The sequence below is a fragment of the Polynucleobacter sp. genome (assembly GCF_040400325.1).
Lineage (GTDB): Bacteria > Pseudomonadota > Gammaproteobacteria > Burkholderiales > Burkholderiaceae > Polynucleobacter.
Map to the genome: position 1 here is coordinate 101,467 of NZ_JBBAQK010000002.1, position 24,391 is coordinate 125,857.

Sequence of the window (24,391 nt, forward strand, 5' to 3'; positions counted from 1 at the left end):
AAATGATTGAATCAAACATCAAGGCTAAGCTCTCCTTTTCGGATGGCACCCCAGATATTGATCTGCCAATTTACAAAGGGTCTGTAGGACCTGACGTCATTGACATTCGTAAGCTCTATGGTCAGACCGGTAAGTTTACTTACGATTCTGGTTTTCTGTCTACCGCTTCATGCAATAGCAAAATTACTTACATCGATGGCGATAAGGGTGAATTGCTCTATCGCGGTTACCCCATTGAGGACTTAGCCAATCACTGTGATTTCTTAGAAGTTTGCTATCTCTTAATTAATGGCGAATTGCCTAATGCCAAGCAGAAGCAAGACTTTGATCAGATGGTGACTCATCACACGATGGTTCATGAGCAGATGCAATTTTTCTTGCGTGGTTTCCGTCGTGATGCTCATCCAATGTCAGTATTAACCGGCTTGGTTGGTGCAATGGCTGCGTTCTACCATGACAAAATTGATTACAGCGATCCCTATGCGCGTGAAGTTGCGCAAATACGTTTAGTTGCAAAGATGCCAACTTTAGTGGCCATGTCTTATAAGTATTCTGTAGGACAACCATTTATCTATCCAGATAATTCACTGTCATATACCGCTAATTTCATGCGAATGATGTTTGCAACTCCATGCGAAGAGTACAAAGTTAATCCAGTTTTAGTTCGCGCTCTTGATCGCATTTTTATCTTGCATGCAGACCACGAGCAAAATGCGTCTACTTCCACAGTACGTTTGTGTGGATCTTCAGGCACTAATCCTTTTGCGGCGATCTCTGCTGGTATCGCTTGCCTCTGGGGTCCAGCCCATGGCGGTGCAAACGAAGCTTGTTTGCAAATGCTCAATGATATTCAGGCTCAAGGCGGCGTAGATAAGATTCATGAATTCATTGCTCAGGTAAAAGATAAGAACTCGAGCGTGCGCCTGATGGGCTTTGGCCATCGTGTTTATAAAAACTTTGACCCACGCGCTAAATTAATGCGTGAAACATGCTACGAGGTCTTAAATGAACTAGGCTTGCAAGATGATCCATTATTTAAGCTGGCAATGACCCTTGAAAAGATTGCCTTGGAAGATGAATACTTTGTTAGCCGCAAGCTTTACCCTAATGTAGATTTCTACTCAGGTATTGTTCAACGTGCTCTTGGTATTCCTACCGATATGTTTACTTGTGTTTTTGCCTTAGCAAGAACAGTAGGATGGATTGCACAATGGGAAGAAATGATTACCGATCCTGAATACAAGATCGGTCGTCCACGTCAGTTGTACGTTGGCGAAACTTCACGTAAAGTGCCAAATATTTCTGTTCGTAAATAGGGGTTTTAAAGCCACTCATGTCTCGTACTCTTTATGACAAACTGTGGGATGACCACATTATTTACTCGGAAGAGGATGGTACAGCGACAATCTACATCGACCGTCAGTTGCTTCACGAGGTAACTAGTCCTCAAGCATTTGAGGGTTTGAATATGGCTGGCCGTCCAGTTTGGCGGATTTCAGCCAACTTAGCGGTATCCGATCACAACGTGCCGACAACAGATCGCTCTGAAGGTATTTCTGACCCTATTTCAAAGTTACAAGTCGATACCTTGGATCAAAACTGCGATGCATTTGGTATCACCCAATACAAGATGAATGATGCTCGTCAAGGGATTGTTCATGTGATTGGGCCAGAGCAGGGTGCCACCTTACCTGGCATGACAGTGGTGTGTGGAGATTCTCATACAAGTACCCATGGCGCTTTTGGTGCCCTAGCTTTTGGAATTGGCACCTCTGAAGTAGAGCATGTCTTGGCAACCCAAACATTGCTCATGAAAAAGAGTAAAAATATGCTGGTACGAGTTGATGGTCGCTTGCAGCCAGGCTCTACCGCTAAAGATATAGTGCTTGCTGTGATCGGCAAGATCGGTACTGCTGGCGGCACTGGTCATACTATTGAATTTGCTGGGGAAGCGATCCGGAATTTAACTATGGAGGGTCGCATGACCCTTTGCAATATGGCAATTGAAGCTGGTGCACGTGCTGGCATAGTGGCGGTTGATGAAACTACGATTGAATACATTAAAGGTCGGCCTTATGCCCCGAAAGGCCCAGCTCTTCTGCAGGCTATGCAGTATTGGAGAACTTTGCATTCTGATGCAGATGCAAAATTTGATGCAGTAGTCGAATTACGCGCAGAAGAAATTGACCCACAAGTGACTTGGGGTACATCACCAGAAATGGTGCTTTCAATTAGTGATCGCGTACCTGATCCAGAAAAAGAGCGTGATCCGAATAAGCGATCTGCCATGGAACGCGCTTTAGAGTACATGAACCTGATTCCAAATACTCCTCTGAGTAGTATCGTAATCGATAAAGTATTTATTGGCTCTTGTACGAATAGTCGGATTGAAGATATTCGTGCTGCTGCCAAAGTTGTTGATCGCCTTGGTAAAAAAGTCGCCGCTAATGTCAAGTTAGCCCTAGTGGTTCCTGGCTCTGGCTTGGTAAAGGCTCAAGCAGAACGCGAAGGTTTAGATCGGATTTTTAAAGCTGCTGGTTTTGAGTGGCGCGAGCCTGGATGCTCTATGTGCTTAGCAATGAATGCTGATCGTCTAGAGCCAGGAGAGCGTTGTGCGTCTACTTCGAATCGAAATTTCGAAGGGCGTCAGGGTAATGGTGGTAGAACTCATTTAGTGAGTCCAGCAATGGCAGCCGCTGCTGCGATTGAAGGTCATTTTGTCGATGTACGAAAAATTTCATAGGAGTATTACTGTGCGCAAACTTTCTAGTATTTCCTTGATTACTCGTTTAGCTCTAGTTGGCCTTATGGGCTTATTTATTTCGGCTTGCAGTAGCACTATGGAAGGCATGGGTAAAGATTTACAAACGATGGGTAAATCTATGGGCGGCTCGAGTTCTACCCAAAAAACTCAAGCTCCACCCCAATCTCAGACTCAGGGTAAGGATGTCATTGTCACCCCTGTAAAGTAAATCAATAGCGTTCATTATGAGTTAAAAGCATTATGGAAAAATTTACGGTTTATAAAGGTTTAGTCGCTCCGCTTAACCGCGAGAACGTAGACACTGACGCAATCATTCCTAAGCAATTTTTAAAGTCGATTAAGAAGACTGGCTTTGGTCAAAATCTTTTTGACGAATGGCGTTATCTTGATCATGGCGAACCAGGTCAAGAATGTAGTACTAGACCCATTAATCCTGACTTTATCCTTAACCAAGCACGCTATAAGGGTGCAGGTATTTTGCTAGCACGTAAGAATTTTGGTTGCGGCAGTTCTCGTGAGCATGCTCCTTGGGCCTTAGATCAATATGGTTTCAGAGCAATTATTGCTCCTAGCTTTGCAGATATCTTTTTCAATAACTGCTTTAAGAATGGCCTGCTACCGATTGTGTTGACAGAGCAGCAGGTGGATCATCTTTTTAATGAAACAATCGCTTTTAATGGATATCAGCTCACCATTGATCTAGAGGCTCAGCAGGTGGTTGCCCCTGATGGGAAAGCCTATAGCTTTGAGGTGGCCCCCTTCAGAAAGTACTGCTTAGTCAATGGCTTGGACGATATTGGCTTAACTCTGCGCCATGCAGATAAAATCAAGGCTTATGAAGCTGAGCGCATCCTAAAAATGCCTTGGCTTACGACTCAATTGCCGTAATTTTGTAGAGTTAAAGGCCTTTCATGAAAATTGCAGTTCTACCGGGCGACGGAATCGGCCCGGAAATCATTGCTCAAGCCGTTCGTGCACTAACAGCACTCGGTCCAAAGTTTGATATGGAAGAAGCCCCCGTTGGAGGCGCTGCTTATGATATTGCGGGACATCCATTGCCGCCGGCAACTTTAGAGTTAGCCAAAAAATCAGATGCGATTTTGTTTGGTGCAGTAGGCGACTGGAAATATGACACCCTTCCACGGGAGCATCGCCCAGAGCAAGCCATTTTAGGTTTGCGTAAACACTTAGAGCTCTTTGCAAACTTTAGACCAGCTATTTGCTATCCAGAATTAACATCAGCATCTAGTTTGAAGCCAGAAATTATTGGCGGTTTAGATATTTTGATTGTGCGCGAGCTCAATGGGGACATTTATTTTGGCCAACCTCGGGGTATTCGTAGTTCAGAGTTGCCATTATTTAAAGGCGCACGCGAGTGCTTTGACACTATGCACTACAGTGAGCCTGAAGTAGAGCGCATTGGTCGAGTGGCATTTGAAGCAGCACGTAAGCGTGGCAAGAAGGTCTGCAGTGTTGACAAGGCCAACGTACTAGAGACTTCACAACTATGGCGGGAAGTCATGATTGAAGTTGCGAAAGACTACCCAGATGTGGAGTTGTCACATATGTATGTCGATAATGCAGCAATGCAATTGGTTAAAGCTCCAAAAGCATTTGACGTAGTAGTGACTGGCAATCTTTTTGGCGACATTCTTTCTGATGAGGCTGCTATGTTGACAGGCTCTATTGGGATGCTGCCCTCAGCATCTTTAGATAAGAACAATAAAGGCCTATATGAGCCAAGCCATGGGTCTGCACCAGATATTGCTGGCAAAGGCATTGCTAATCCATTGGCTACGATTTTGTCTGCTGCGATGATGTTGCGTTATTCCTTAGGAATGCCTGCAGAAGCCGATCGGATAGAAAAGGCAGTCCAAAAAGTGTTGGCACAAGGCTTACGAACTGCTGATATCTATACCGATGGAACTCAAAAAGTTTCTACTGTTCAAATGGGTGATGCTGTAGTGGCGGCCCTGTCTTAGTAATAAAGAATATTTAATCAATAGTTAATCATCATGGCAAATACAAAAACTCCTTTAGTAGGCTTAGTCGGCTGGCGCGGCATGGTAGGTAGCGTGCTGATGGATAGAATGTTGGCTGAAAAAGATTTTGACCTCATCGAGCCCGTATTTTTTAGTACTAGTCAGGCGGGCGGACAGGTGCCCTTGCTAAATGGTCAAAAAGTGACCAAGAGCGAAAGTACATTACAAGATGCAAATGACATTAAAGCCTTGTCGCGTTGCGATATTGTTTTAACGTGTCAAGGTGGCGATTACACCAATGAGGTTTTTCCAAAACTGCGCGCTGCAGCTTGGAGTGGCCATTGGATTGATGCTGCTAGTGCATTGCGCATGAAGGATGAGGCGATATTAGTCTTAGACCCAATAAACCGACCTGTGATTAATAAAGCTTTGGCTGCAGGTGGAAAGAATTGGATCGGCGCTAATTGCACTGTGAGCTTGATGATGATGGCAATGGGCGGCTTAGTAAAAGCGGACTTGGTGGAATGGATCAGCGCTATGACTTACCAAGCGGCTTCTGGTGCTGGCGCCCAAAATATGCGTGAATTACTCCTGCAAATGGGGGCTTTGCATGATAGCGTAGCAACTGAGTTGGCAGATCCATTTTCATGGATTTTAGATATTGATCGCAAGGTGACTGAAGCATTACGTTCGTCTGATTTTCCGAAGAAGAATTTTCGTAATACAGCCTTGGCTGGCAGCTTAATTCCTTGGATTGATGTCCCTGTAGAGCACGGTCAAACTAAAGAGGAGTGGAAGGGTGGATCTGAGTTCAATAAGATTCTCGGGCGTCCTGGATTTCGCTCGCCAGGCAGCATTCCCGTTGATGGTTTATGCGTCCGTGTTGGTTCAATGCGTTGTCACTCTCAAGGTTTGACAGTGAAGCTGAAAAAGGATGTTCCCTTAAAGGAAATTGAAGCCATTCTTGCCAATGACAATCAGTGGGTCAAAGTAGTTCCTAATGATCGTGAAGCTACTGAGCTTGATTTATCTCCAGCCGCAGTCAGCGGCACTTTGAGAGTGCCTATTGGGCGTTTGCATAAATTGGCAATGGGCCCTGAATATTTAGGTGCATTTACTGTTGGTGATCAACTCTTATGGGGTGCTGCAGAGCCATTACGTCGTATGCTCAGAATTTTGCTTGAACATTAATGATACGTTCAAGTCAACATAGCGTTATTAAGGCACTTTGTTTTGTCTGGCTTAGTTGGTCTTGCTCTGCTTGGGCACTTTCTTTAGGCTCGCCACAATTACTTTCTAAATCAGGTGAGCCACTCCGGGTTGAAATTCCGATTCGGCTTGCTGCCGATGAAGAGGCTGTTCTACCTAGCCTAGAAGCAGCGATGCCTCCAAAGGAGGTGTTTGAACGCTTAGGTATATCACAAAAGATATTAGAGCTCAATCCCCAGGTGATGGTGTATCGCAATCGTCAAGAGCGATTAATGGTTTTGGTAGAGACAGTCAATCCAGTTCCTATTGGCGATGATCCCTTTTTAGATTTGCTAATCAATCTGAATTGGTCGAGCGGTAGGCTAACTAAAACGTATACCTTACTATTGGGCGATGTTCAGAAAGTACTGGTCAAGCCTGGACAAACACTTTCTGAAATTGCTGCATTGATGGCGCCTCAGCTAGATGGTGCCACTTTAGATCAAACAATGATGGCGTTGTTTAAAGCAAATCCAGATGCTTTTGCAAGCGGTAGCATTAATCGCTTAGCTGCTGGGGCTGAGTTGAATAAGCCAAGTCAAGCTTTGCTGCGCTCAATTAGTCCTGCTGAAGCAAATCAGTTTGTAGCGGAGGCTAATGAGCAATGGCGCGAGTCTAAGACAGGTGAAGCAAAGGCAGATGCCAGTTCAAAAGGTGGTTCTTCCACATCCGATGAATCACCCCAAAAAGATCGTCTGAAGATTGGCTCTAGTGCTGATAGTGGTGACGAAGAAAAACGTTTCTCTGAGGAATTGGTCGCGCAAGAAAAGGCGCTTGACCAAGCCAAATCACGGGTAGCCGAATTAGAAAAGAATATTGCAGACTTACAGCGCCTGCTGGAAAAAACGAAGGAAAAGAAAGCAGTCGACAATAACTTTGGACTTGGTGGATTGGGCCCTGCCATTTTAGCTATTGGTCTGATGGTCTTGATCGGTTTAGTGCTTTGGGCATTAGCTCGTAACGCCCGTCGTTCAGAGAAGATGAATTTTATTGAGCCAGGAGGCATTCCAGAGAGAAAAGAGCCAAATGTCCCGCAGGGAATGCCAGAGCGTGCTAAAGCAATATTGGCTAGTATCGATCTTGACTTGTCAAAGCCTACCGAGCAGACTTTCAATCCACTCTTGGATGCCTTGAGGGTGAAGCTAAATCTCGCCCGTGCCTATATCACCATCGAAGATTTTTCAGCCGCTAAGAAATCCCTTGAAGAAATTTTGCGTGTGAGTAATTCTGTTGACCCAGCGATTACGATTGAGGCGCAAGGATTGCTATCGGAACTTACTCAGCGTAAGGTCTAAGGTATTTCTTTATGCGTATCGCCCTAGGTCTTCAATACGATGGTAGCCCTTACTCTGGCTGGCAATCACAGCTCAATGGCAATACCGTTCAAGATGTCCTTGAGAGCGCCATTACGGCCTTTGTTGGAGATAAATCGAGCGTAGCCTTGCCGATTCAAACTATCACTGCTGGACGAACAGATACTGGAGTTCATGCCCTTGGTCAAGTAGTGCATTTTGATACGCCAGTAGAGCGTGAGGATTTTTCTTGGGTGAGGGGTATTAATTCCTTTTTGCCAAAATCGATTGTGGTCAATTGGGCTAAACCAGTTCCAGAGGAATTTAGTGCACGTTTTTCTGCATATGAGCGCACTTATATATATGCGTTACATGCTGGCCCTTGTCGTTCGCCAATGGTCGATTCTCGAGCCGGTTATCTACTTTTACCTCCCCAGAGCTGGTTTGATATTGAGGCTTTAAGAGCAGCGACACACTATTTGATTGGCAAACATGATTTCACTTCCTTTCGTGCTTCGGAATGTCAAAGTAAAACCCCAGTCAAAACAATCTATTCAATCGAGATTCTTTCCCAAGAGCCTTGGTTGTATTTCCGTATTCGAGGTAATGCTTTTTTGCATCACATGGTACGTAATATCGTTGGAAGTTTTTTATTGATTGGAACAGGCAAAAGACCTCCAGAGTGGATGGGCGAGGTCTTGGCTGCAAAGGATAGAAACACGGCGGCGCCTACATTTATGGCAGATGGTCTTTATTTGGCGAAAATTGCCTACCCAGAAGAATTCGGTATTCCAGGTCCATGGCTTCAAAATTCTTGGATGCCAGCGAAGCTGACTGGGGCGTAATCGAGCTTCAGGCCTTATTATTCATAGATGGGCTTACTTACTTCTTCACCGGGCCATACTCGGGTCAAAATTTGCGGATTACGAACTCCAGCAGATATCGATGCAGCTGTTGCTGCAGGTGTTGATGCGGTTGGGTTTGTGTTTTATCCACCCAGCCCACGGGCTGTGACCCCACATATGGCTGCCCAGCTGATTTCTAGACTTCCTGCCGGCATAGATGCTGTAGGGCTATTAGTCAATGCCACAGATGCGGAATTTGCTGCTATCAAGGCCATTGCGCCCATCACTTTATGGCAGTTTCATGGGGATGAGACCCTGCTGCGCTGCCAGGAGCTGGCATCTGGGCATCCTTGGATGAAGGCCGCTCGGGTTGGGGCCCAGTTCGCTTTTGATGATTTTTCCTTACAATACAAGGATGCAAACGCTTTTCTGCTGGATGCCTTAGTTGAGGGTTACGGCGGAGGAGGCGTTCCTTTTGATTGGCAAGGAATTCCACAGACATGGGTAAGCGAAAACGCGCGTCGGGTCGTTTTGAGTGGTGGATTGAACACGCACAACGTGGGCGAGGCAATTGCACGCCTGCATCCCTGCGCGGTTGACGTCTCTAGTGGCGTAGAAATCAGCAAGGGTGTCAAGGATCCTGCACTCATGACTGAGTTTGTAAAAGCAGTGCGTGCGGCAGATACGAAATCATCATCCCAATAATTTGCTGTAAATAAATCAAAAGAGGTTGCTATGTACGATAAGCCAGATTCACGAGGACACTTTGGTCCATATGGTGGAGTATTTGTTTCTGAGACCTTGATGTATGCCTTAGATGAATTAAAAGAAGCCTATGCAAAGTATCAATATGATCCAGAGTTCGTTGAAGAGTTTCATTACGAACTAAAGCATTTTGTCGGTAGGCCGTCACCCGTCTACCACGCTAAGCGCTGGAGTGAGATGCTCGGTGGCGCTCAGATCTATTTGAAGCGTGAAGATCTCAATCACACTGGTGCTCACAAGATCAATAACGTTATTGGCCAAGCAATGCTTGCCAAGCGTATGGGTAAACCTCGCATCATTGCAGAAACAGGAGCAGGTCAGCACGGCGTTGCAACGGCAACCATCTGTGCTCGTTTTGGTTTAGATTGCACCGTATATCAAGGTTCAGTGGATGTCGCACGTCAGGCGCAAAACGTTTTTCGTATGAAGTTGCTGGGCGCTAAAGTGGTACCCGTTGAATCAGGCACTAAAACTTTAAAAGATGCGCTCAATGAAGCGATGCGTGATTGGGTGACTAATGTTGAAAATACCTTTTACATCATTGGCACTGTTGCAGGACCTCATCCTTATCCGATGATGGTACGAGATTTTCAGAGTGTGATTGGTGAAGAGTGCAAAGTACAGATGCCTGAAATGATAGGTCGTCAACCAGATTATGTGATGGCTTGCGTGGGCGGCGGCTCTAATGCAATGGGTATTTTTTATCCCTACATCGATTTTCCAGAGGTCAAGCTTATTGGTGTTGAGGCAGCTGGGCATGGACTTGGTAGTGGATTGCACTCAGCAGCATTGTGCGTTGGAAAGCCTGGTGTATTACATGGCAACCGCACCTATTTATTGCAAGATGAGAACGGCCAGATTTCTGAAACGCATTCTGTATCTGCAGGTATGGATTATCCAGGAGTTGGCCCAGAGCATTCGTGGTTAAAGGATTCAGGTCGGGCTGATTACGTTGCCATTACTGATGAAGAGGCGTTAAAAGCTTTTCACGATTGCTGTCAAATTGAAGGCATTATTCCAGCCCTAGAGTCTGCTCACGCTATTGCCTATGCTTGCAAACTCGCCAAGACTTTACCTAAAGATAAAACTATTTTGGTGAATTTATCTGGCCGTGGTGATAAGGACATGCATACAGTTGCTATGGCGACAGGATCAGAAGGTTAGTAATAGATCAGCATCATCAGAATAGAACAACAAGAAAACTTTATGTCAAAAATTACCGCACTCTTTCAAGAGTTAAAGGCTTCTGGAAAAAAAGGGCTGATTCCCTTTATCACTGCTGGTGATCCTGATCCTCAATTGACAGTTGAGTTGATGCATGCATTAGTACGGGGTGGCTCGAATGTCATCGAGTTAGGCGTCCCTTTTTCTGACCCTATGGCTGATGGTCCAGTGATTCAGAGATCGTCTGAGCGAGCATTGGCTAAGGGCGTCACTTTACGCAGCTGTTTGGAGATGGTGAAGGAGTTTCGTAAAAAAGATGCGATGACTCCGGTTGTTTTGATGGGTTATGCAAATCCTGTAGAGCAAATGGGTGCAGATCGATTTGCTACTGAAGCAAAAGCAGCGGGCGTTGATGGTGTACTCGTAGTCGATTATCCGCCAGAGGAATGTGTTGATTTTGCTGGACGGATGCGCGCAGCAGGTATTGACCCCATTTTTTTATTGGCGCCCACTTCATCTCATGAGCGTATTAAAGAGGCTGCCAAAATTGCTTCTGGTTATATTTACTACGTCTCCATGCGTGGCGTAACTGGCGCATCTCATCTCAATACTCAAGATGTTGCCAGCATCATCCCTAAAATTCGTGAAGAAACCCCGATTCCCATAGCGGTAGGGTTTGGTATTAGTGATGCAGCCAGCGCTAAAGCGATATCTACTAGTGCTGATGCAGTGGTGATTGGTAGTCGAATTATTCGCATCTTAGAGGATGCACCCCCAGGCCAGGCGGTACAATCACTGGAAACCTTCATTCGTGAAATTCGCGACGCCTTAGATAGCTAAATACTCATGAGCTGGATTGATAAATTACTCCCACCCCAAATTCAACACACCGATCCGGTCAACCGTAAATCGGTTCCAGAGGGATTGTGGGTAAAGTGTCCAGACTGTGCAACGGTACTCTACAGCACAGATCTTGAGGCCAATCTTTCTGTTTGTCCAAAATGTAGTCACCATATGCGTATTGGTGCGCGACAACGTTTAGATAGTCTTTTGGATGAAAAAGGGCGTTACGAAATCGGCGCAGATATTTACCCAATCGATCCTTTGAAATTTAAAGATTCAAAGAAATATCCCGATCGTATTAAAGAAGCAAATGATGCTTCGGGTGAGTCGGAAGCATTGATTGCGATGGGTGGAAAAATTGAAGGTAATCCTGTTGTAACGGCTTGTTTTGAGTTTCAATACATGGGCGGCTCAATGGGCTCTGTCGTTGGTGAGCGTTTCTCTCGTGGGGTACAAGAAGCGATCCATAAGAAATGTCCCTTTATCTGCATCACCGCTACTGGTGGTGCGCGTATGCAGGAGTCACTGCTATCTCTATTTCAGATGGCAAAGACAAACTCGATGTTGACGCTGTTGTCAAAAAAAGGTTTGCCTTACATTAGCGTCCTGACTGATCCAACGATGGGTGGTATTTCAGCAAGCTTTGCTTTTATGGGCGATGTAGTAATGGCCGAGCCAAAGGCTTTGATCGGTTTTGCAGGACCGCGCGTGATTGAACAAACGGTTCGTGAAAAATTGCCTGAAGGTTTTCAACGTTCAGAGTTTTTGATGCAAAAGGGTGGGATCGATATGATTGTTGATCGCCGTCAGATGCGCGCTGAAATTGCTCGCTTATTAGCCTTATTGCAAAAACATCCAGAACCTGCGATCGCGGGTAGCGCAGCTGTTTAAGCGCTTGACTACAGCACACCAAATCCCCGTTTTATTTTCTAGCCTTGAGGCCTGGCTAAGCCACCTTGAGTCTGCACACCCAGTTGGAATCGATATGGGTTTAGAGCGCATTAATCGCGTTAAAGTCGCTCTTGGTTTACATTTCGACTGCCCAGTGATTACGGTAGCAGGCACCAACGGAAAAGGCTCCACATGTGCCTTTCTCGAGAGTATTTTCTTGGCTTCTGGTTATCGAGTAGCTTGTCATACCTCACCACATTTACTTAAATTTAATGAACGTGCCCGTATTAATGGGGCCGATGTAAGCGATGATCTTTTGCTAGAACATTTTGCTGCAGTAGAGAATGCCAGAGTGAGTTTGGTAGATGCGCCAACCTTAACGTATTTTGAATTCACTACCTTAGCCATCATGCATTTATTTTCTGAGTCTCATTTAGATGTAGTGGTTCTAGAGGTTGGTATGGGCGGACGCTTGGATGCCGTTAATATTATTGATGCTGACTGCGCTATTGTGACTAGTATTGATATTGATCATGCAGATTTTTTAGGCGGGACTCGAGAGCTGATTGCATTTGAAAAGGCTGGCATATTTCGTCCGGGGCATATTGCGGTTTGTGGCGACCCAATGCCTCCACAAACCCTCATAGATTATGCTGAACAGTTAGGCTGTGACCTTTGGTTGCAAGGCCGCGACTACAATTTTCAAGGTGATAAACAGCAATGGGGCTGGGCCGGTCGTCAAAAACGTTTCAGTGGCCTTGGCTATCCAGCGTTGCGGGGCGCTAATCAAATCTTAAATGCCTCCGCCGTGATTGCCGCCTTAATGGCTTTACATGAACGCTTACCAGTGAGCGCGCAAGATATTCGCAATGGCTTTGCTTTAGTCGAACTGCCAGGACGGTTTCAAGTCTTACCGGGGCAACCTACAGTAGTGCTCGATGTGGCTCACAATCCTCATGCTGCAGCAACCTTAGGTCAAGGTCTGGAGAGGATGGGGTACCACCCTTTTACCTATGCTGTTTTTGGTGCTATGGCTGATAAAGATATTGAGGGGGTCATCAAACCCCTATTGGAAATTGTCGACTTCTGGCTCGTAACCGATTTACCTACAAAACGGGCTGCCAGCGCCAAAGATCTAGCTCAAAAGCTTGAGCAACTGGGTGTTAAGCCTAAAAATGGGACAGATGGCGGAATTGAGTGCTTCTCCACACCTGCTGCAGCGTATCAAAAAGCCCTATCTCAAGCTGGTGAGGGTGATAGAATAGTGACCTTCGGATCCTTCTATACTGTTGCGGGCGTAATGGCTTATCGAAACAACCAGGCGCATTGATCCATGATTCGTTTACCGAAGCTTTTTAAGCGAAAAACACAGGCTAATGACCCTGATCTAGGTTCATTGAGGGGTCGGCGCACCGCCAATAAACCAGCACCACGCAGTTTTCAACGTGCAGCAGAAGCAGAAGAACTGGCTTTAACTGAGGACCCGGAGCAGCAACGTGCTCGTCACCGCTTGATTGGTGCTGCCGTTTTAGTGCTGATTGCCGTTGTTGGTTTGCCACGGATCTTAGATAACAAGCCTAAAGCTGTTACTAACGATATTGCTGTCAATATTGTTACCAGTTTGCCAATCCCTTCTGCTATTACAAAGCCTAGTGAGAATCCAAAGGCTGACACTTCCCCAGAGACATCAGCCAAACAAGGCGTTTCTGAATCGAAAGCTGAATTGAAGTCGGAAGTGAAAACAGAAGCTAAGACTGAAGCCAAGACTGCCAATCCAGTTCCACCTAAATCTGGTGCCTTAGGCTTAGCGTCTGGAGAAGAGGTGGTAGGTACTACAACAAATTCAACTCCATCTTCAGTCCCAGCCGCTAATGGATCTGGAAAGTTTGTGATTCAAATAGGTGCTTTTGCTTCTGAGGAGCGAGCCAAAGGATGGATTACCAAATTAAAAGAGCAAAAAATTCCAAATTATGTTTTAAATAGAAATGCTCCTGATGGTACTAAGTTATACGTGCTCCGTGCCGGTCCTTACGCCGATAAAGATGAGGCAGAGGCAGCTGAGAAAAAAATTAAGGCGATGGGTCTTACTCCAAGACTTGTCGAAACTGGTAAGCAGTAATGGAATACTTATCCACCCTCAAATTTACACCGGTGGATTATTTCACCCTAGTGGTTTTAATTGTATCGGCTTTAATTGGAATCTCACGTGGCCTATTTAAAGAAGTCCTGGCATTAGCCTCTTGGCTTGTAGCTGCTTGGGTTGCCTATCACTATAGCGATTATCTATCTACAGAGTGGCTTTCAACATTTCATTTAGATGAACTGTTGAGTCTAGGCGTTAGTTTCCTGATTCTATTTATCTTGACTTTGATCGCTTGTGGTTTGTTTGGTGGGGTAATACAAAAAATTATTCTGTCTGCAGGCTTAAGTTTGACGGATCGTTTCTTAGGATTAATTTTTGGTTTAATGCGTGGCGGATTAATTGTGATAGTTTTGGCTACCTTAGCAGCATTAACCCCAATACCTCAAAGTGTCGCATGGCAAAAAGCGATTACCCGCCCAGCTATCGATATGGCTACTGGTTTAATTAAAAGTTGGTTGCCCCCAGATTGGGCTAAACAATTAGGTGATGCAATGCCTAAGGTGACCCCAACCATCACACCTCAATTATTGATAGGGACCTAGAAATATGTGCGGCGTTATAGGAACAGTTTCCCACTCCCCAGTTAATCAACTTCTTTATGATGCACTGTTGCTTTTGCAGCATCGTGGTCAAGATGCTGCAGGTATCGCCACTATGAACGGCAACTCATTTACTATGCATAAGGCTAATGGCCTCGTACGAGACGTATTTAGAACTCGGAATATGCGTAGCTTAGTAGGTAATGCTGGTATTGGACAGGTTCGTTACCCAACGGCAGGCTCAGCTACTAGCGAGGAAGAGGCTCAACCTTTTTATGTGAGTGCGCCTTACGGAATTATTTTGGCTCATAACGGTAATCTAACAAATGCACCGAGTTTGCGTGTTGAAATGGCCTATCGCGATCGCAGACATATCAATACGAGTTCAGATACAGAAGTCTTATTAAACGTATTGGCTGATGAGTTACAAAAAGAAACCAATAGCACTGCTTTAGATGAGGGCGTCATGTTTAATGCTGTTACTGGCGTAACGCAGCGTGTTAAGGGCTCTTACGCAGTAGTGTCTTTAATTGCAGGTTATGGATTACTCGCTTTCCGTGATCCCTTTGGTATTCGTCCTTTATGTATTGGTCGGATTGATACAGATAAAGGTCCTGAGTGGATGATTGCCTCTGAGTCAGTAGCTCTAGAGGGCTTAGGTTTTACTTTTGTACGCGACGTTCATCCAGGCGAGGCAATTTATATTGACTTGGATGGTAATTTTTACTCACGTCAGTGCGTCCCTGACGCAGTTCTTACGCCCTGTATTTTCGAATATGTTTACATGGCTCGTCCAGACTCAACGATTGATGGCGTTACTGTTTATAACGTTCGTATGCGGATGGGTGACTACCTTGCTGAAAAGATTCGTAAGGAAACGAAGGTTGGTGAGATTGATGTAGTAATGCCTATTCCAGATTCAAGCCGTCCAGCAGCAATGCAAGTTGCTAAGCGTCTTGGCGTCGCTTATCGCGAAGGTTTTTTCAAAAATCGCTATATTGGCAGAACCTTTATCATGCCTGGCCAAGATGTTCGTGAGAAGTCAGTGCGTCAAAAACTCAATGCGATGCGAATTGAGTTCAAAGATAAAACAGTATTGATTGTGGATGATTCTATTGTTCGTGGCACAACCTCATTTGAGATTGTGCAGATGGCGCGCGAGTCAGGGGCTAAGAAAGTCATCTTCGCATCTGCGGCACCTCCAGTTCGTTTCCCTAATGTGTATGGCATTGACATGCCTACCCGTAGTGAGTTGGTTGCTTATGGTCGAACTGATGAAGAGATTAATAAGCTGATTGGGGCGGACCAATTGATTTATCAAGATGTCGAGGATATGAAGCAGGCGGTCAGAGATATCAACCCTGCACTTCAGAACTTTGAAGCCTCTTGCTTTGATGGGCATTACGTCACTGGAGATATCACTGAATCTTATCTTGACGCCTTAGAGGCCGCTAGAAATACTTCCGCAGCAAAGGACCGGCAGGGAGATTCGAGTGATTTTGCCCGCTCACAGTTGCACCTGCATCTTGCTACTGAAGACTAAAAACGACAGGTATTTGTCTTGAGGAAGGCAAATCTGCGATTCGGTGTCAAAATAGCAGTATGAAGAGTAAACCCATCCGTAAAAAACCAGATTTTTCAACGCTTGCGCCTGAGACCATTGCGGTCCGTGCCGGTACGCGTCGCACGAGTGAATACCAAGAACACTCAGAAGCCTTATTTCTGACATCTAGTTTTTGTTTTGATAGTGCTGAACTAGCTGAAGAGGGCTTTGCTCATGCCGATAAAGGATTTATCTATTCCCGTTTTACTAATCCCACGGTCAGCATGTTCCAGGATCGCTTGGCTGCTCTAGAGGGTGGCGAAGCTTGTATTGCAACTTCTTCAGGAATGTCAGCCATTATGACAATGTCCATGGCCCATCTGCAGGCAGGTGATCATGTTATTTGCTCGCGCTCCGTATTTGGTGCAACCATACAGTTGTTCACCAATATCTTGGGTCGTTTTGGAATTACCACTAGCTATGTTGACTTGTCAGATACCAAGTCATGGCAAGCTGCAGTCCAGCCCAATACAAAACTTTTTTATTTAGAGACGCCATCTAATCCATTAACAGAAATTGCCGATATAAGGGCCATATCAAAGATTGCTAAAAAAGCGGGCGCCTTATTTGCGGTAGATAACTGCTTTTGTACCCCAGCATTACAAAAACCCTTAGCTCTTGGCGCAGATGTCATTATTCATTCCGCTACGAAGTATTTAGATGGTCAGGGTAGGGTAGTTGGGGGCGCAATCGTTGGAAGCAATGATTTTATAATGGGTAAAGTATTTCCCTATGTCCGTACAGCAGGCCCAACTCTTTCTGCCTTTAACGCTTGGATATTTCTTAAAGGGCTTGAGACGCTTGAGCTGCGTATGAAGCAACAGAGTCAAAATGCACTGGCATTAGCGCAATGGCTAGAAAAGCAACCTGGGGTTGAGCGTGTTTATCATCCCGGTCTTAAATCTCACCCTCAGCATGCCTTGGCTAAACGCCAGCAAAAAGAAGGTGGTGCGATTCTCTCTTTTATCCTAAAGGGTGGAAAGAAAGCTGCATTTAAACTGATTAATCAAACGAAAATTTGCTCTATTACAGCGAACTTAGGCGACACGCGCACTACGATTACCAATCCTGCGACTACGACCCATTGTCGAGTGAGTCCTGAGGCACGTAAAGCTGCTGGAATAACGGATGGCTTAGTCCGAATTGCAGTAGGCCTTGAGAATATCAATGATCTTAAGAATGATCTCATTGGTGGGCTCAAAAAATAATCAAATTCATCAGAGTAGGTTAATGGGTTTTGCAGATGCGACTCAGTTCTGGAATAAACGCTTTGATAAAGAAGAGTTCATTTTTGGTAAAAAGCCAAACGAATATCTTGTTGAGCACACTTCTCTATATTTAAAGTCTGGTCATAAAGTCCTTTGCATTGCTGATGGTGAGGGGCGTAATGGCGTATGGTTAGCCAAACAGGGTATGCAAGTAGTGGGCTTTGATGCATCGGATATCGCACTGGCTAAAGCAAAACAGTTTGCTAAAGAGAATAATGTAGTAGTTGACTACTCATTCTCTGACACAGACAGCTTTACTTGGCATGTCAATTCTTATGACGCCGTTATTGGGATCTTTATTCAGTTTGCTGAGCCTGAGATGCGCACCAGAATTTTCAAGCAAGTTCACAATACTTTAAAACCTGGCGGTATTTTCATACTGCAGGGTTACACCCCTAAGCAGCTGGAATATAAAACTGGTGGTCCTTCTTTAATTGAGCATCTATACACAGAGAAAATGATCAGAGACCTTGCCAAAGACTTCCAAATACTAGATCTGCGCTGCTATGAAAAGGAACTCTTTGAGGGCGCTAGACATTCTGGCATGTCAGCTTTATTGGGATTAGTTGCTCGAAAGTAAGTCTTCAATCTTAATTTGTAAAACGACGTGGATCATTGATTGATCGAAGGGGCATGATGTGAATCTTCGAGCTATCTATTTCTATATAGGCTGCACTATCGACCTTTAGGGATAGGCGCCTTACTTCAGCTGCCGATGCTTCCCAGACAATGGTATGTTCACCATTATTCAATTGCATTTGAATGACAGCTACTTGTCCTAATGTACTAATTTGCATTACCTTAGCAATAACACTCGTATCACTAGCCTGCTCATGTAAGCTGAGGCCATCTGCAGGTATAACCCATGCCACTGGGGTATTGGGTGGAATTTTACCTTTATCAAGCACATGAAATAATTGATTGCTGTTATTCCAGCGAAGTTCGCCTGAATCAAATACCCCCTCAAACATATTGTTGATTCCAACAAGTTCTGCAACTCGTGCGTTTCTTGGTTTTTGGAACAATACTTGGGGTGCTGCAGTTTGTAGGCTAATGCCTTGATCGATCACAGTAATCCGATCTGCCAGTAAATCTGCCTCACGAAGATCATGGGTTACTAAAAGAATTGGTATATGAAGATCTCTACGTAAATCAGCCAAGGTTTTGTAAAGGCTTTGTCGAGTAGGCGCGTCAATCGCTGAAAACGGTTCGTCGAGTAATAAAATTTTTGGTTGCTTAGCTAAAGCTCTAGCAAGTGCCACACGCTGCTGCTGTCCTCCAGAGAGCTGATGGGGCATGCGCTTAGCCAGCTCTTGTATCCCCATGCGAACAAGCCACTCGTGTGCTATCGATCTGCGCTCTTCTTTTTCAAGTAAAGAGTTTTGCAGAGGGATGATGACATTTTCAATTGCTGAAAGATGTGGAAAAAGGGCATATTGCTGGAACAGAAAACCACAGGAGCGACTCGCTGGTGGAAGATTTATTTTGATGCCGGTTATCTCATCAGCCTCAAACCAAATCTCGTCATCGCACTGAATTTTCCCGACTTTTGCTTGGCTAAGGCCCGCAATAGTTCTGAGCGTACTCGTTTTACCGCTGCCAGAAGGTCCAACCAGAGCGTGTAGTTGACCAGCCTCGCATTCCAAGTTGATTTGCAGGGGATTTGGCAGGGCTTGACTGATCTTCAGCTTAAGCATTCGTCTTAGCCCGGCGATAGTAAGTGCTTTTACCAAAGACACCATATGAGACTGCGATGGCAACTAAAGAAATTCCTAGCAAAAGCAAAGCCAGGGCTCCTGCGCCAGAAGTATCAAAACTTTGTACTTTGTCATAAATTGCAATGGAGACGGTTTTAGTTTCACTAGGAATGGCGCCACCCACCATCAAAATGACACCAAACTCACCGAGAGTATGTGCAAAAGTTAATACGGCGGCACTAGTGATGCCTCGCCACGCTAATGGGAGTTCAATTAAGCGAAAGATTTGCCAATGACTAAGACCGCTCACTTGAGCGGCCTCTCGAATTTCTGGGTTAATTGATTCAAAGGCGCGCTGGATTGGTTGTATGGCAAAAGGGAGGTTGACGATTAATGAGGCAATCAGGATCCCAGTAAAAGAGAAAACCAGTGGCACCCCAAAAATGCTTTTACCGCCAAGACCAATCAGCAGGTAATAACCTAAAACGGTAGGGGGCAATACCAAAGGCAGCGCTAAGGCAGCCTCAATCCAAGGTTTGCCCTTATCCAATCGAACCAGCTTGTGAGCCGCCCAAACCCCAAATGGGATGATGAGGACTAAGGTCCAGGCAGCCAGCTTCAGGGAAAGGAGGATTGCATCGATATCCATAACTTCCATTGTATTGCTAAGCAATATAGGGGTAAGCCACTATAGCTGTTGGTCCTAAAGAGAGTTTAAATACATACGCATATACGCATATACGCATATATTGAGGATGGCCTAAAAAAGTGAAATCTCGCGTTCAAAAAGCAACAAAATCTTTATCCCCTAAGCAAATGGAGAAAGTCTTCTTTAAGGTCGCTGAGTATTTCAGTGTTCTTTCGGAGCCTTCACGCTTGCGGATTATGTATGCCATTTGTAGTGGAGAAAAATCTGTTTCTGAGGTAGTTGAGATGTGTGGGTCTAGTCAGGCTAATGTATCTCGTCATCTCATGGCGCTGCACAAGTCTGGAATCTTGCAGAGGCGCAAAGAAGGCGTCACAGTGTATTACTCGATTGCTGATAATGCCACAGTTGATATGTGTCAGACAGTCTGCACAAAGATTGCTGAAGGCATGCAATAAGTGTTTAGATTTTTATTATTTTAGTAGAGGTCAAATGACTAAGAAGCAAATTGAATTGAGTGCGAAGGATATTTCTGCTGTAGAGAAGCCTACTAACAGAGCGCGATTAGTTACAGCTCCGGAGCATTTCATTTCTCAAGATTTGATTACCGATATTAATGCGAATGGTTTGGATGAGGCTCGCCGTGGTTTTCTGCGCAAAGGCTTTCTTTCCGCGATCGGTGGAGCAACAGCTGGCTTAGCGGCGCCATTAGTCTTTGCTGCTGAAGAAGGTGATCCTGCCATTCTTGAAAAACAGGAATGGCAAACCACTCTTGGAAAGAATGTTGCCACGATGCCTTATGGTGTGCCCTCTATCTATGAAGCGAATTTGATTCGTCGTGAATCGCCAGGATTGACGCGCGTGTCTGCTTCTTCGGTTGCTTTCACGCCCTTACAAGGTTTATTTGGAACCATTACGCCAAATGGTCTACATTTTGAGCGACACCATCAAGGTTGGTACAACCTCAATCCAGAAACACATCGTTTGATGGTAAATGGCTTAGTGAAAAATGCTCGGGTCTTTACTATGAATGATTTAATGCGTTTGCCATCGGTCTCTCGTACGCATTTTATTGAGTGTGGTGCTAATACTGGCTTAGAGTGGGGTAATGTGGCAGTGCCAACAGTGCAGTACACCCATGGCATGTTGTCTTGCTGTGAATTTACTGGCGTACCTCTTAAGGTACTGCTTGATGAGTGTGGCGCTGATCTCAAAAAAGGGAAATTCTTACTTGCAGAGGGTGGTGATGGCTCAGGCATGACTCGTACTATTAATTTAGAGAGCTGCTTACAGGACACAATCGTTGCCTGGGGTATGAATGGTGAAATGCTACGTCCAGAAAATGGTTTTCCCCTGCGCTTAGTAGTGCCAGGCGTACAAGGAGTGAGTTGGGTGAAGTGGTTACGTCGCTTAGAAGTTGGTGATATGCCATGGAATTCAAAAGATGAAGCTATTCATTACATCGATCTGATGCCCAATGGGATTCATCGTCAATATACTTCTATTCAGGAATGCAAGTCTGTTATTACGACTCCCTCAGGCGGTCAGCAATTACTAGACAAAGGTTTTTATAATGTTAGTGGGATGGCCTGGTCTGGTCGAGGCAAGATTAGGCGTGTCGATGTGTCGTTTGATGGAGGTAATAACTGGCGTACTGCACGCTTAGAAACACCGATCCTCACTAAATCGATTACCCGTTTTAATATTAACTGGGTATGGGATGGATCTCCGGCAATATTGCAATCAAGAGCGATTGATGACACAGGTTATATACAGCCTTCTATTAAAGCTTTACGTAAAGTTCGCGGCACGCGTTCGATCTATCACAATAATGCGATTCAGTCTTGGAAATTGGATTCAAACGGTGAGGTGAGCAATGTTCAAGTTGGATAAATTCATTACTCGCTTGAGTTTGATCGCCTTAACTGTATTCATTGCTAATCTGGCATACGCACAAAGCACTCAAGGTTCCGCTAGGTTTCCTGGTCTTGGTCGGAATGCCACTCCTGCAGAAATTGCCGCATGGGACATTGATGTGCGTCCAGATTTTAAGGGCCTACCAAAAGGTTCTGGTTCTGTAGAGCAAGGCCAAACCATTTGGGAGGCTAAATGTGCTAGTTGTCACGGAATTTTTGGCGAGTCTAATGAAATCTTTACCCCAATTGCCGGCGGCACAACTAAGGAAGACATGAAAACAGGGAAGGTAGCTTCTTTGATTGACATGAAGCAACCTCAGCGCACCACCTTAATGAAGGTCCCCACTGTTTCAACATTATGGGACTACATATATCGTGCCATGCCATGGAATGCGCCAAGAACCTTGACCCCAGATGACACGTACGCATTAGTGGCTTTTATGTTAAGCCTTGGCGATATTGTTCCAGATAACTTAGTATTAAGTAACACCAATATTGCGCAGGTGCAAGAAAAAATGCCAAACCGTAATGGCATGACAACGAAGCATGGCTTTTGGAATGTAAAAGATAAGCCTGATGTCAATGGATCATCTTGCATGAATAATTGTGTAGCATTTGTACAAATTGGCTCTACATTGCCTGATTTTGCTAGAGATGCGCACGGTAATATAGTTGACCAAAATCGTCTCTATGGACCCTACCGTGGGGCAGATACTACTAAACCTCCCATCGCTAAACTCCCAGGAGTATTAGGAGAAGGCTTAGCCCATGTAAAAGATACCCATGCAATGGTTACCAAAGGGGCGGCCGCATTATTTAAGAATGAGAACTGCTCTGCATGCCATGCTCCAAATGCGAAGTTGGTAGGGCCCTCTATTGCTGATATTGCATTGAAATATAAAGGCCAGAGTGGTGCTCAAGAAAAACTGATGGCAAAGGTGAAAAACGGCGGTTCTGGAGTCTGGGGAGCTATTCCAATGCCAGCCCAAGCGCAGTTATCGGCTGAAGATAACGCTATCCTAGTTAGGTGGATGCTTACTGGGCAGTAGATTTTTGGAAGTTTTTAGAAATACCGCTATATTTGATAGTAAGAGTAGATTAATAAAGGAGTTTTTATGAATCAGCAACGACGCAGTTTAATGAAATATTCGGCCATTTTTGGCTTGATGGCTTCTGCGGGTCTTATTAGCGTAGCCCAAGCTCAAGAGTGGAACAAAGCCGCTTTCGAAGGTAAAAGCTTGGATGATGTATTCAAAATCTTGGGCGCTGGTAGCCCAGATAAGTCTGGTGCTGTTACTTTGAATGCGCCTGATATTGCAGAAAATGGTGCCGTAGTCCCCGTGGGGATTATCACCACGCTCAAAGCAGAGCAAATGGCAATCTTGGTTGAAAAGAACCCTAGCGCTCTGGCTGCCCAATTCTTTATTCCTGCTGGCACAGAGTCATTTGTGACTACCCGCATCAAGATGGGGCAAACCTCTAATGTGTATGCCTTGGTGAAAGCGGATGGCAAGTGGAACCTAGCTGTTAAAGAAATCAAAGTGACTTTAGGTGGCTGTGGCGGTTAAGTACCGGCTACAAATCATTGTTTACTAATTAAATAGATTAAAAGAGGAAATCATGGCTGATCCAATGCGCGTTAGAGCTGCTGAGAGTGGTGGAATTGTGGATGTAAAAATTTTAATGAAGCATGATATGGAAGCTGGCCAGCGTAAAGACGCTGCCGGTAAAACCATTCCTGCATGGTTTATTAGTAACATCAACGTCAAAGCAAATGGTAAAGATGTCTTTAATGGTCAGTTTGGTCCTGCAGTTTCGAAGGATCCATTCTTGAACTTTAAGTACAAAGGCGCTAAAGGCGACAAGATTACTGTAAGCTGGGTTGACAGTAAAGGTGATAAGCGTACCGATGAAGCAACTGCTTCTTAAAAACTTCACCGTCTTTATAGTTTTGAAAGGGTCTCAAATGATGCGTAAATTGACTTTAGGGTTAGCTACAGCTTTAGTAGCAGCTTTATTAACAATGACATCTTCGGTGTTTGCACAAAAAAGTGCTACGGATGATATTGCCAAGTATCGCGAGATGATTGCAGATGGAAACCCTTCAGAACTATATGAGGCTGCTGGCGAAGATCTTTGGAAAAAGCCTGCTGGCCCCAAAAATGCTACCTTAGAGAAATGCGACTTAGGATTAGGGCCCGGGGTCGTGAAGGGCGCCGCAGCCCAGTTGCCGCGTTATTTCGCAGATACTGATAAGGTGCAAGATCTTGAGTCTCGTTTAATGACTTGTATGCTGTTCCTGCAAGGTCGTATTCCACAGGAAATGATTGATTCCCCCTTTCAAAGAGGGCCCAAAAAGGATATGGAAGCAATCGTGGCCTATGTAGTAACTTTATCTAAGGGCGATAAGATCAAAGTTAACACCAATCATCCAAAAGAAAAAGAAATGTTCAACCTAGGAAAGCAGGCCTTCTTTGCCCAAGGTGGACCAATGGACTTTTCTTGTGCCTCTTGTCATGCTGAAAACGGCAAACGTATTCGCTTACAAGATCTACCCAATATTACTGAGCAAAAGGGCGCCGCTATGGGTTGGGGTTATTGGCCAGCCTATCGCGTATCTAGCGGACAGTTCTGGACGATGCAGCAGCGCTTAAATGACTGCTATCGTCAACAACGACTCGCTTTCCCGATTTACGGATCAGATGTGACGATTGCCTTGTCGATGTATATGGCCAAGACTGGTAATGGCGGTACTGTTGAAACCCCAGGCTTGAAGCGTTAATAG

General features: G+C 45.0%; 26 protein-coding genes. 24 read left to right on the top strand and 2 right to left on the bottom strand.

What is annotated here, in order from left to right:
• Positions 1–2 precede the first annotated feature (2 nt).
• The 18 genes from gltA to ABWP14_RS03325 are packed head-to-tail and all read left to right on the top strand — an operon-like array spanning position 3 to position 17,927.
• Positions 3–1,316 (top strand): citrate synthase, encoded by a 1,314-nt coding sequence (gltA, locus tag ABWP14_RS03240; RefSeq protein ID WP_353201544.1) that lies wholly within the window; start codon positions 3–5, stop codon positions 1,314–1,316.
• A gap of 17 nt (positions 1,317–1,333) precedes the next feature.
• The gene (gene leuC / locus ABWP14_RS03245; protein WP_353201545.1) at positions 1,334–2,743 is read left to right on the top strand and encodes a 3-isopropylmalate dehydratase large subunit; all 1,410 of its coding nucleotides are present in this window, start codon (positions 1,334–1,336) and stop codon (positions 2,741–2,743) included.
• A 10-nt stretch (positions 2,744–2,753) separates the two neighbouring features.
• The gene (locus tag ABWP14_RS03250; RefSeq protein ID WP_353201546.1) at positions 2,754–2,972 is read left to right on the top strand and encodes a hypothetical protein; all 219 of its coding nucleotides are present in this window, start codon (positions 2,754–2,756) and stop codon (positions 2,970–2,972) included.
• Positions 2,973–3,004: 32 nt separating this feature from the next.
• Positions 3,005–3,652: a 3-isopropylmalate dehydratase small subunit gene (gene leuD / locus ABWP14_RS03255; RefSeq protein ID WP_353201547.1), complete on the top strand. Its 648-nt coding sequence runs from the start codon at positions 3,005–3,007 to the stop codon at positions 3,650–3,652.
• A 23-nt stretch (positions 3,653–3,675) separates the two neighbouring features.
• Positions 3,676–4,746: a 3-isopropylmalate dehydrogenase gene (gene leuB, locus ABWP14_RS03260; RefSeq protein ID WP_353201548.1), complete on the top strand. Its 1,071-nt coding sequence runs from the start codon at positions 3,676–3,678 to the stop codon at positions 4,744–4,746.
• Positions 4,747–4,779: 33 nt separating this feature from the next.
• Positions 4,780–5,937 (top strand): aspartate-semialdehyde dehydrogenase, encoded by a 1,158-nt coding sequence (gene asd / locus ABWP14_RS03265; RefSeq protein ID WP_353201549.1) that lies wholly within the window; start codon positions 4,780–4,782, stop codon positions 5,935–5,937.
• The gene (locus tag ABWP14_RS03270; RefSeq protein ID WP_353201550.1) at positions 5,937–7,289 is read left to right on the top strand and encodes a FimV/HubP family polar landmark protein; all 1,353 of its coding nucleotides are present in this window, start codon (positions 5,937–5,939) and stop codon (positions 7,287–7,289) included. Before asd ends, ABWP14_RS03270 begins: the two co-directional genes overlap by 1 nt.
• Before the next feature lie 11 nt (positions 7,290–7,300).
• Positions 7,301–8,131, top strand: coding sequence for a tRNA pseudouridine(38-40) synthase TruA (truA, locus tag ABWP14_RS03275; protein ID WP_353201551.1), 831 nt, complete (start codon positions 7,301–7,303; stop codon positions 8,129–8,131).
• A gap of 27 nt (positions 8,132–8,158) precedes the next feature.
• Positions 8,159–8,836, top strand: coding sequence for a phosphoribosylanthranilate isomerase (locus ABWP14_RS03280; RefSeq protein WP_353201552.1), 678 nt, complete (start codon positions 8,159–8,161; stop codon positions 8,834–8,836).
• Positions 8,837–8,866: 30 nt separating this feature from the next.
• Positions 8,867–10,060, top strand: coding sequence for a tryptophan synthase subunit beta (gene trpB, locus ABWP14_RS03285; RefSeq protein WP_353201553.1), 1,194 nt, complete (start codon positions 8,867–8,869; stop codon positions 10,058–10,060).
• 42 nt (positions 10,061–10,102) lie between these two features.
• Positions 10,103–10,900 (top strand): tryptophan synthase subunit alpha, encoded by a 798-nt coding sequence (gene trpA, locus ABWP14_RS03290; protein WP_353201554.1) that lies wholly within the window; start codon positions 10,103–10,105, stop codon positions 10,898–10,900.
• Between the two features lie 6 nt (positions 10,901–10,906).
• On the top strand, positions 10,907–11,794 hold the full coding sequence (accD, locus tag ABWP14_RS03295) for an acetyl-CoA carboxylase, carboxyltransferase subunit beta (protein WP_353201555.1): 888 nt from the start codon (positions 10,907–10,909) through the stop codon (positions 11,792–11,794).
• A gap of 4 nt (positions 11,795–11,798) precedes the next feature.
• Positions 11,799–13,124 carry a bifunctional tetrahydrofolate synthase/dihydrofolate synthase gene (gene folC / locus ABWP14_RS03300; protein WP_502930134.1) on the top strand — a complete coding sequence of 442 codons (1,326 nt, stop codon included), beginning with the start codon at positions 11,799–11,801 and terminating at the stop codon, positions 13,122–13,124.
• 3 nt (positions 13,125–13,127) lie between these two features.
• A complete protein-coding gene (locus ABWP14_RS03305; protein WP_353201556.1) occupies positions 13,128–13,913 on the top strand; it encodes an SPOR domain-containing protein in 786 nt (261 codons plus the stop codon).
• Entirely contained in the window at positions 13,913–14,479 is a 567-nt protein-coding gene (locus ABWP14_RS03310) for a CvpA family protein (RefSeq protein WP_353201557.1), read from the top strand. The genes ABWP14_RS03305 and ABWP14_RS03310 overlap by 1 nt, the downstream gene beginning before the upstream one ends.
• Before the next feature lie 4 nt (positions 14,480–14,483).
• Positions 14,484–16,019, top strand: coding sequence for an amidophosphoribosyltransferase (purF, locus tag ABWP14_RS03315; protein ID WP_353201558.1), 1,536 nt, complete (start codon positions 14,484–14,486; stop codon positions 16,017–16,019).
• A gap of 59 nt (positions 16,020–16,078) precedes the next feature.
• Complete coding sequence (locus tag ABWP14_RS03320) at positions 16,079–17,287, top strand: O-succinylhomoserine sulfhydrylase (protein WP_353201559.1); 1,209 nt, start codon at positions 16,079–16,081, stop codon at positions 17,285–17,287.
• Positions 17,271–17,927 (top strand): class I SAM-dependent methyltransferase, encoded by a 657-nt coding sequence (locus ABWP14_RS03325; protein WP_353201560.1) that lies wholly within the window; start codon positions 17,271–17,273, stop codon positions 17,925–17,927. Before ABWP14_RS03320 ends, ABWP14_RS03325 begins: the two co-directional genes overlap by 17 nt.
• Positions 17,928–17,937: 10 nt before the next feature.
• Here the strand turns inward: ABWP14_RS03325 and ABWP14_RS03330 are convergent, their stop codons facing one another.
• Both ABWP14_RS03330 and modB read right to left on the bottom strand, forming a co-directional pair.
• Entirely contained in the window at positions 17,938–19,044 is a 1,107-nt protein-coding gene (locus ABWP14_RS03330; protein ID WP_353201561.1) for an ABC transporter ATP-binding protein, read from the bottom strand.
• Positions 19,037–19,693, bottom strand: a complete 657-nt coding sequence (gene modB, locus ABWP14_RS03335; RefSeq protein WP_353201562.1) for a molybdate ABC transporter permease subunit — start codon at positions 19,691–19,693, stop codon at positions 19,037–19,039. Before modB ends, ABWP14_RS03330 begins: the two co-directional genes overlap by 8 nt.
• 119 nt (positions 19,694–19,812) lie before the next feature.
• Between modB and ABWP14_RS03340 the strand changes: the two genes are divergently transcribed.
• The 6 genes from ABWP14_RS03340 to soxA all read left to right on the top strand — a co-directional run bounded on the left by ABWP14_RS03340 (position 19,813) and on the right by soxA (position 24,388).
• Positions 19,813–20,148: an ArsR/SmtB family transcription factor gene (locus tag ABWP14_RS03340; protein ID WP_353201563.1), complete on the top strand. Its 336-nt coding sequence runs from the start codon at positions 19,813–19,815 to the stop codon at positions 20,146–20,148.
• 34 nt (positions 20,149–20,182) lie between these two features.
• Positions 20,183–21,583 (top strand): sulfite dehydrogenase, encoded by a 1,401-nt coding sequence (soxC, locus tag ABWP14_RS03345; RefSeq protein ID WP_353201564.1) that lies wholly within the window; start codon positions 20,183–20,185, stop codon positions 21,581–21,583.
• Positions 21,567–22,655, top strand: a complete 1,089-nt coding sequence (locus ABWP14_RS03350; RefSeq protein WP_353201565.1) for a c-type cytochrome — start codon at positions 21,567–21,569, stop codon at positions 22,653–22,655. The genes soxC and ABWP14_RS03350 overlap by 17 nt, the downstream gene beginning before the upstream one ends.
• Positions 22,656–22,721: 66 nt before the next feature.
• Positions 22,722–23,174 carry a thiosulfate oxidation carrier protein SoxY gene (gene soxY, locus ABWP14_RS03355; protein WP_353201566.1) on the top strand — a complete coding sequence of 151 codons (453 nt, stop codon included), beginning with the start codon at positions 22,722–22,724 and terminating at the stop codon, positions 23,172–23,174.
• Positions 23,175–23,226: 52 nt separating this feature from the next.
• Positions 23,227–23,535, top strand: coding sequence for a thiosulfate oxidation carrier complex protein SoxZ (gene soxZ / locus ABWP14_RS03360; RefSeq protein ID WP_353201567.1), 309 nt, complete (start codon positions 23,227–23,229; stop codon positions 23,533–23,535).
• Between the two features lie 37 nt (positions 23,536–23,572).
• Positions 23,573–24,388, top strand: a complete 816-nt coding sequence (soxA, locus tag ABWP14_RS03365) for a sulfur oxidation c-type cytochrome SoxA (RefSeq protein WP_353201568.1) — start codon at positions 23,573–23,575, stop codon at positions 24,386–24,388.
• Positions 24,389–24,391: the final 3 nt, after the last annotated feature.

What these genes read in the sequence shown, in the direction of transcription:
- gltA (WP_353201544.1), top strand. Translation starts at nt 3, where the DNA reads ATGATTGAATCAAACATCAAGGCTAAGCTCTCCTTTTCGGATGGCACC.
- leuC (WP_353201545.1), top strand. Translation starts at nt 1,334, where the DNA reads ATGTCTCGTACTCTTTATGACAAACTGTGGGATGACCACATTATTTAC.
- leuD (WP_353201547.1), top strand. Translation starts at nt 3,005, where the DNA reads ATGGAAAAATTTACGGTTTATAAAGGTTTAGTCGCTCCGCTTAACCGC.
- leuB (WP_353201548.1), top strand. Translation starts at nt 3,676, where the DNA reads ATGAAAATTGCAGTTCTACCGGGCGACGGAATCGGCCCGGAAATCATT.
- asd (WP_353201549.1), top strand. Translation starts at nt 4,780, where the DNA reads ATGGCAAATACAAAAACTCCTTTAGTAGGCTTAGTCGGCTGGCGCGGC.
- ABWP14_RS03270 (WP_353201550.1), top strand. Translation starts at nt 5,937, where the DNA reads ATGATACGTTCAAGTCAACATAGCGTTATTAAGGCACTTTGTTTTGTC.
- truA (WP_353201551.1), top strand. Translation starts at nt 7,301, where the DNA reads ATGCGTATCGCCCTAGGTCTTCAATACGATGGTAGCCCTTACTCTGGC.
- ABWP14_RS03280 (WP_353201552.1), top strand. Translation starts at nt 8,159, where the DNA reads ATGGGCTTACTTACTTCTTCACCGGGCCATACTCGGGTCAAAATTTGC.
- trpB (WP_353201553.1), top strand. Translation starts at nt 8,867, where the DNA reads ATGTACGATAAGCCAGATTCACGAGGACACTTTGGTCCATATGGTGGA.
- trpA (WP_353201554.1), top strand. Translation starts at nt 10,103, where the DNA reads ATGTCAAAAATTACCGCACTCTTTCAAGAGTTAAAGGCTTCTGGAAAA.
- accD (WP_353201555.1), top strand. Translation starts at nt 10,907, where the DNA reads ATGAGCTGGATTGATAAATTACTCCCACCCCAAATTCAACACACCGAT.
- ABWP14_RS03305 (WP_353201556.1), top strand. Translation starts at nt 13,128, where the DNA reads ATGATTCGTTTACCGAAGCTTTTTAAGCGAAAAACACAGGCTAATGAC.
- ABWP14_RS03310 (WP_353201557.1), top strand. Translation starts at nt 13,913, where the DNA reads ATGGAATACTTATCCACCCTCAAATTTACACCGGTGGATTATTTCACC.
- purF (WP_353201558.1), top strand. Translation starts at nt 14,484, where the DNA reads ATGTGCGGCGTTATAGGAACAGTTTCCCACTCCCCAGTTAATCAACTT.
- ABWP14_RS03320 (WP_353201559.1), top strand. Translation starts at nt 16,079, where the DNA reads ATGAAGAGTAAACCCATCCGTAAAAAACCAGATTTTTCAACGCTTGCG.
- ABWP14_RS03330 (WP_353201561.1), bottom strand. Translation starts at nt 19,044, where the DNA reads ATGCTTAAGCTGAAGATCAGTCAAGCCCTGCCAAATCCCCTGCAAATC.
- modB (WP_353201562.1), bottom strand. Translation starts at nt 19,693, where the DNA reads ATGGATATCGATGCAATCCTCCTTTCCCTGAAGCTGGCTGCCTGGACC.
- soxC (WP_353201564.1), top strand. Translation starts at nt 20,183, where the DNA reads ATGACTAAGAAGCAAATTGAATTGAGTGCGAAGGATATTTCTGCTGTA.
- ABWP14_RS03350 (WP_353201565.1), top strand. Translation starts at nt 21,567, where the DNA reads ATGTTCAAGTTGGATAAATTCATTACTCGCTTGAGTTTGATCGCCTTA.
- soxY (WP_353201566.1), top strand. Translation starts at nt 22,722, where the DNA reads ATGAATCAGCAACGACGCAGTTTAATGAAATATTCGGCCATTTTTGGC.
- soxZ (WP_353201567.1), top strand. Translation starts at nt 23,227, where the DNA reads ATGGCTGATCCAATGCGCGTTAGAGCTGCTGAGAGTGGTGGAATTGTG.
- soxA (WP_353201568.1), top strand. Translation starts at nt 23,573, where the DNA reads ATGATGCGTAAATTGACTTTAGGGTTAGCTACAGCTTTAGTAGCAGCT.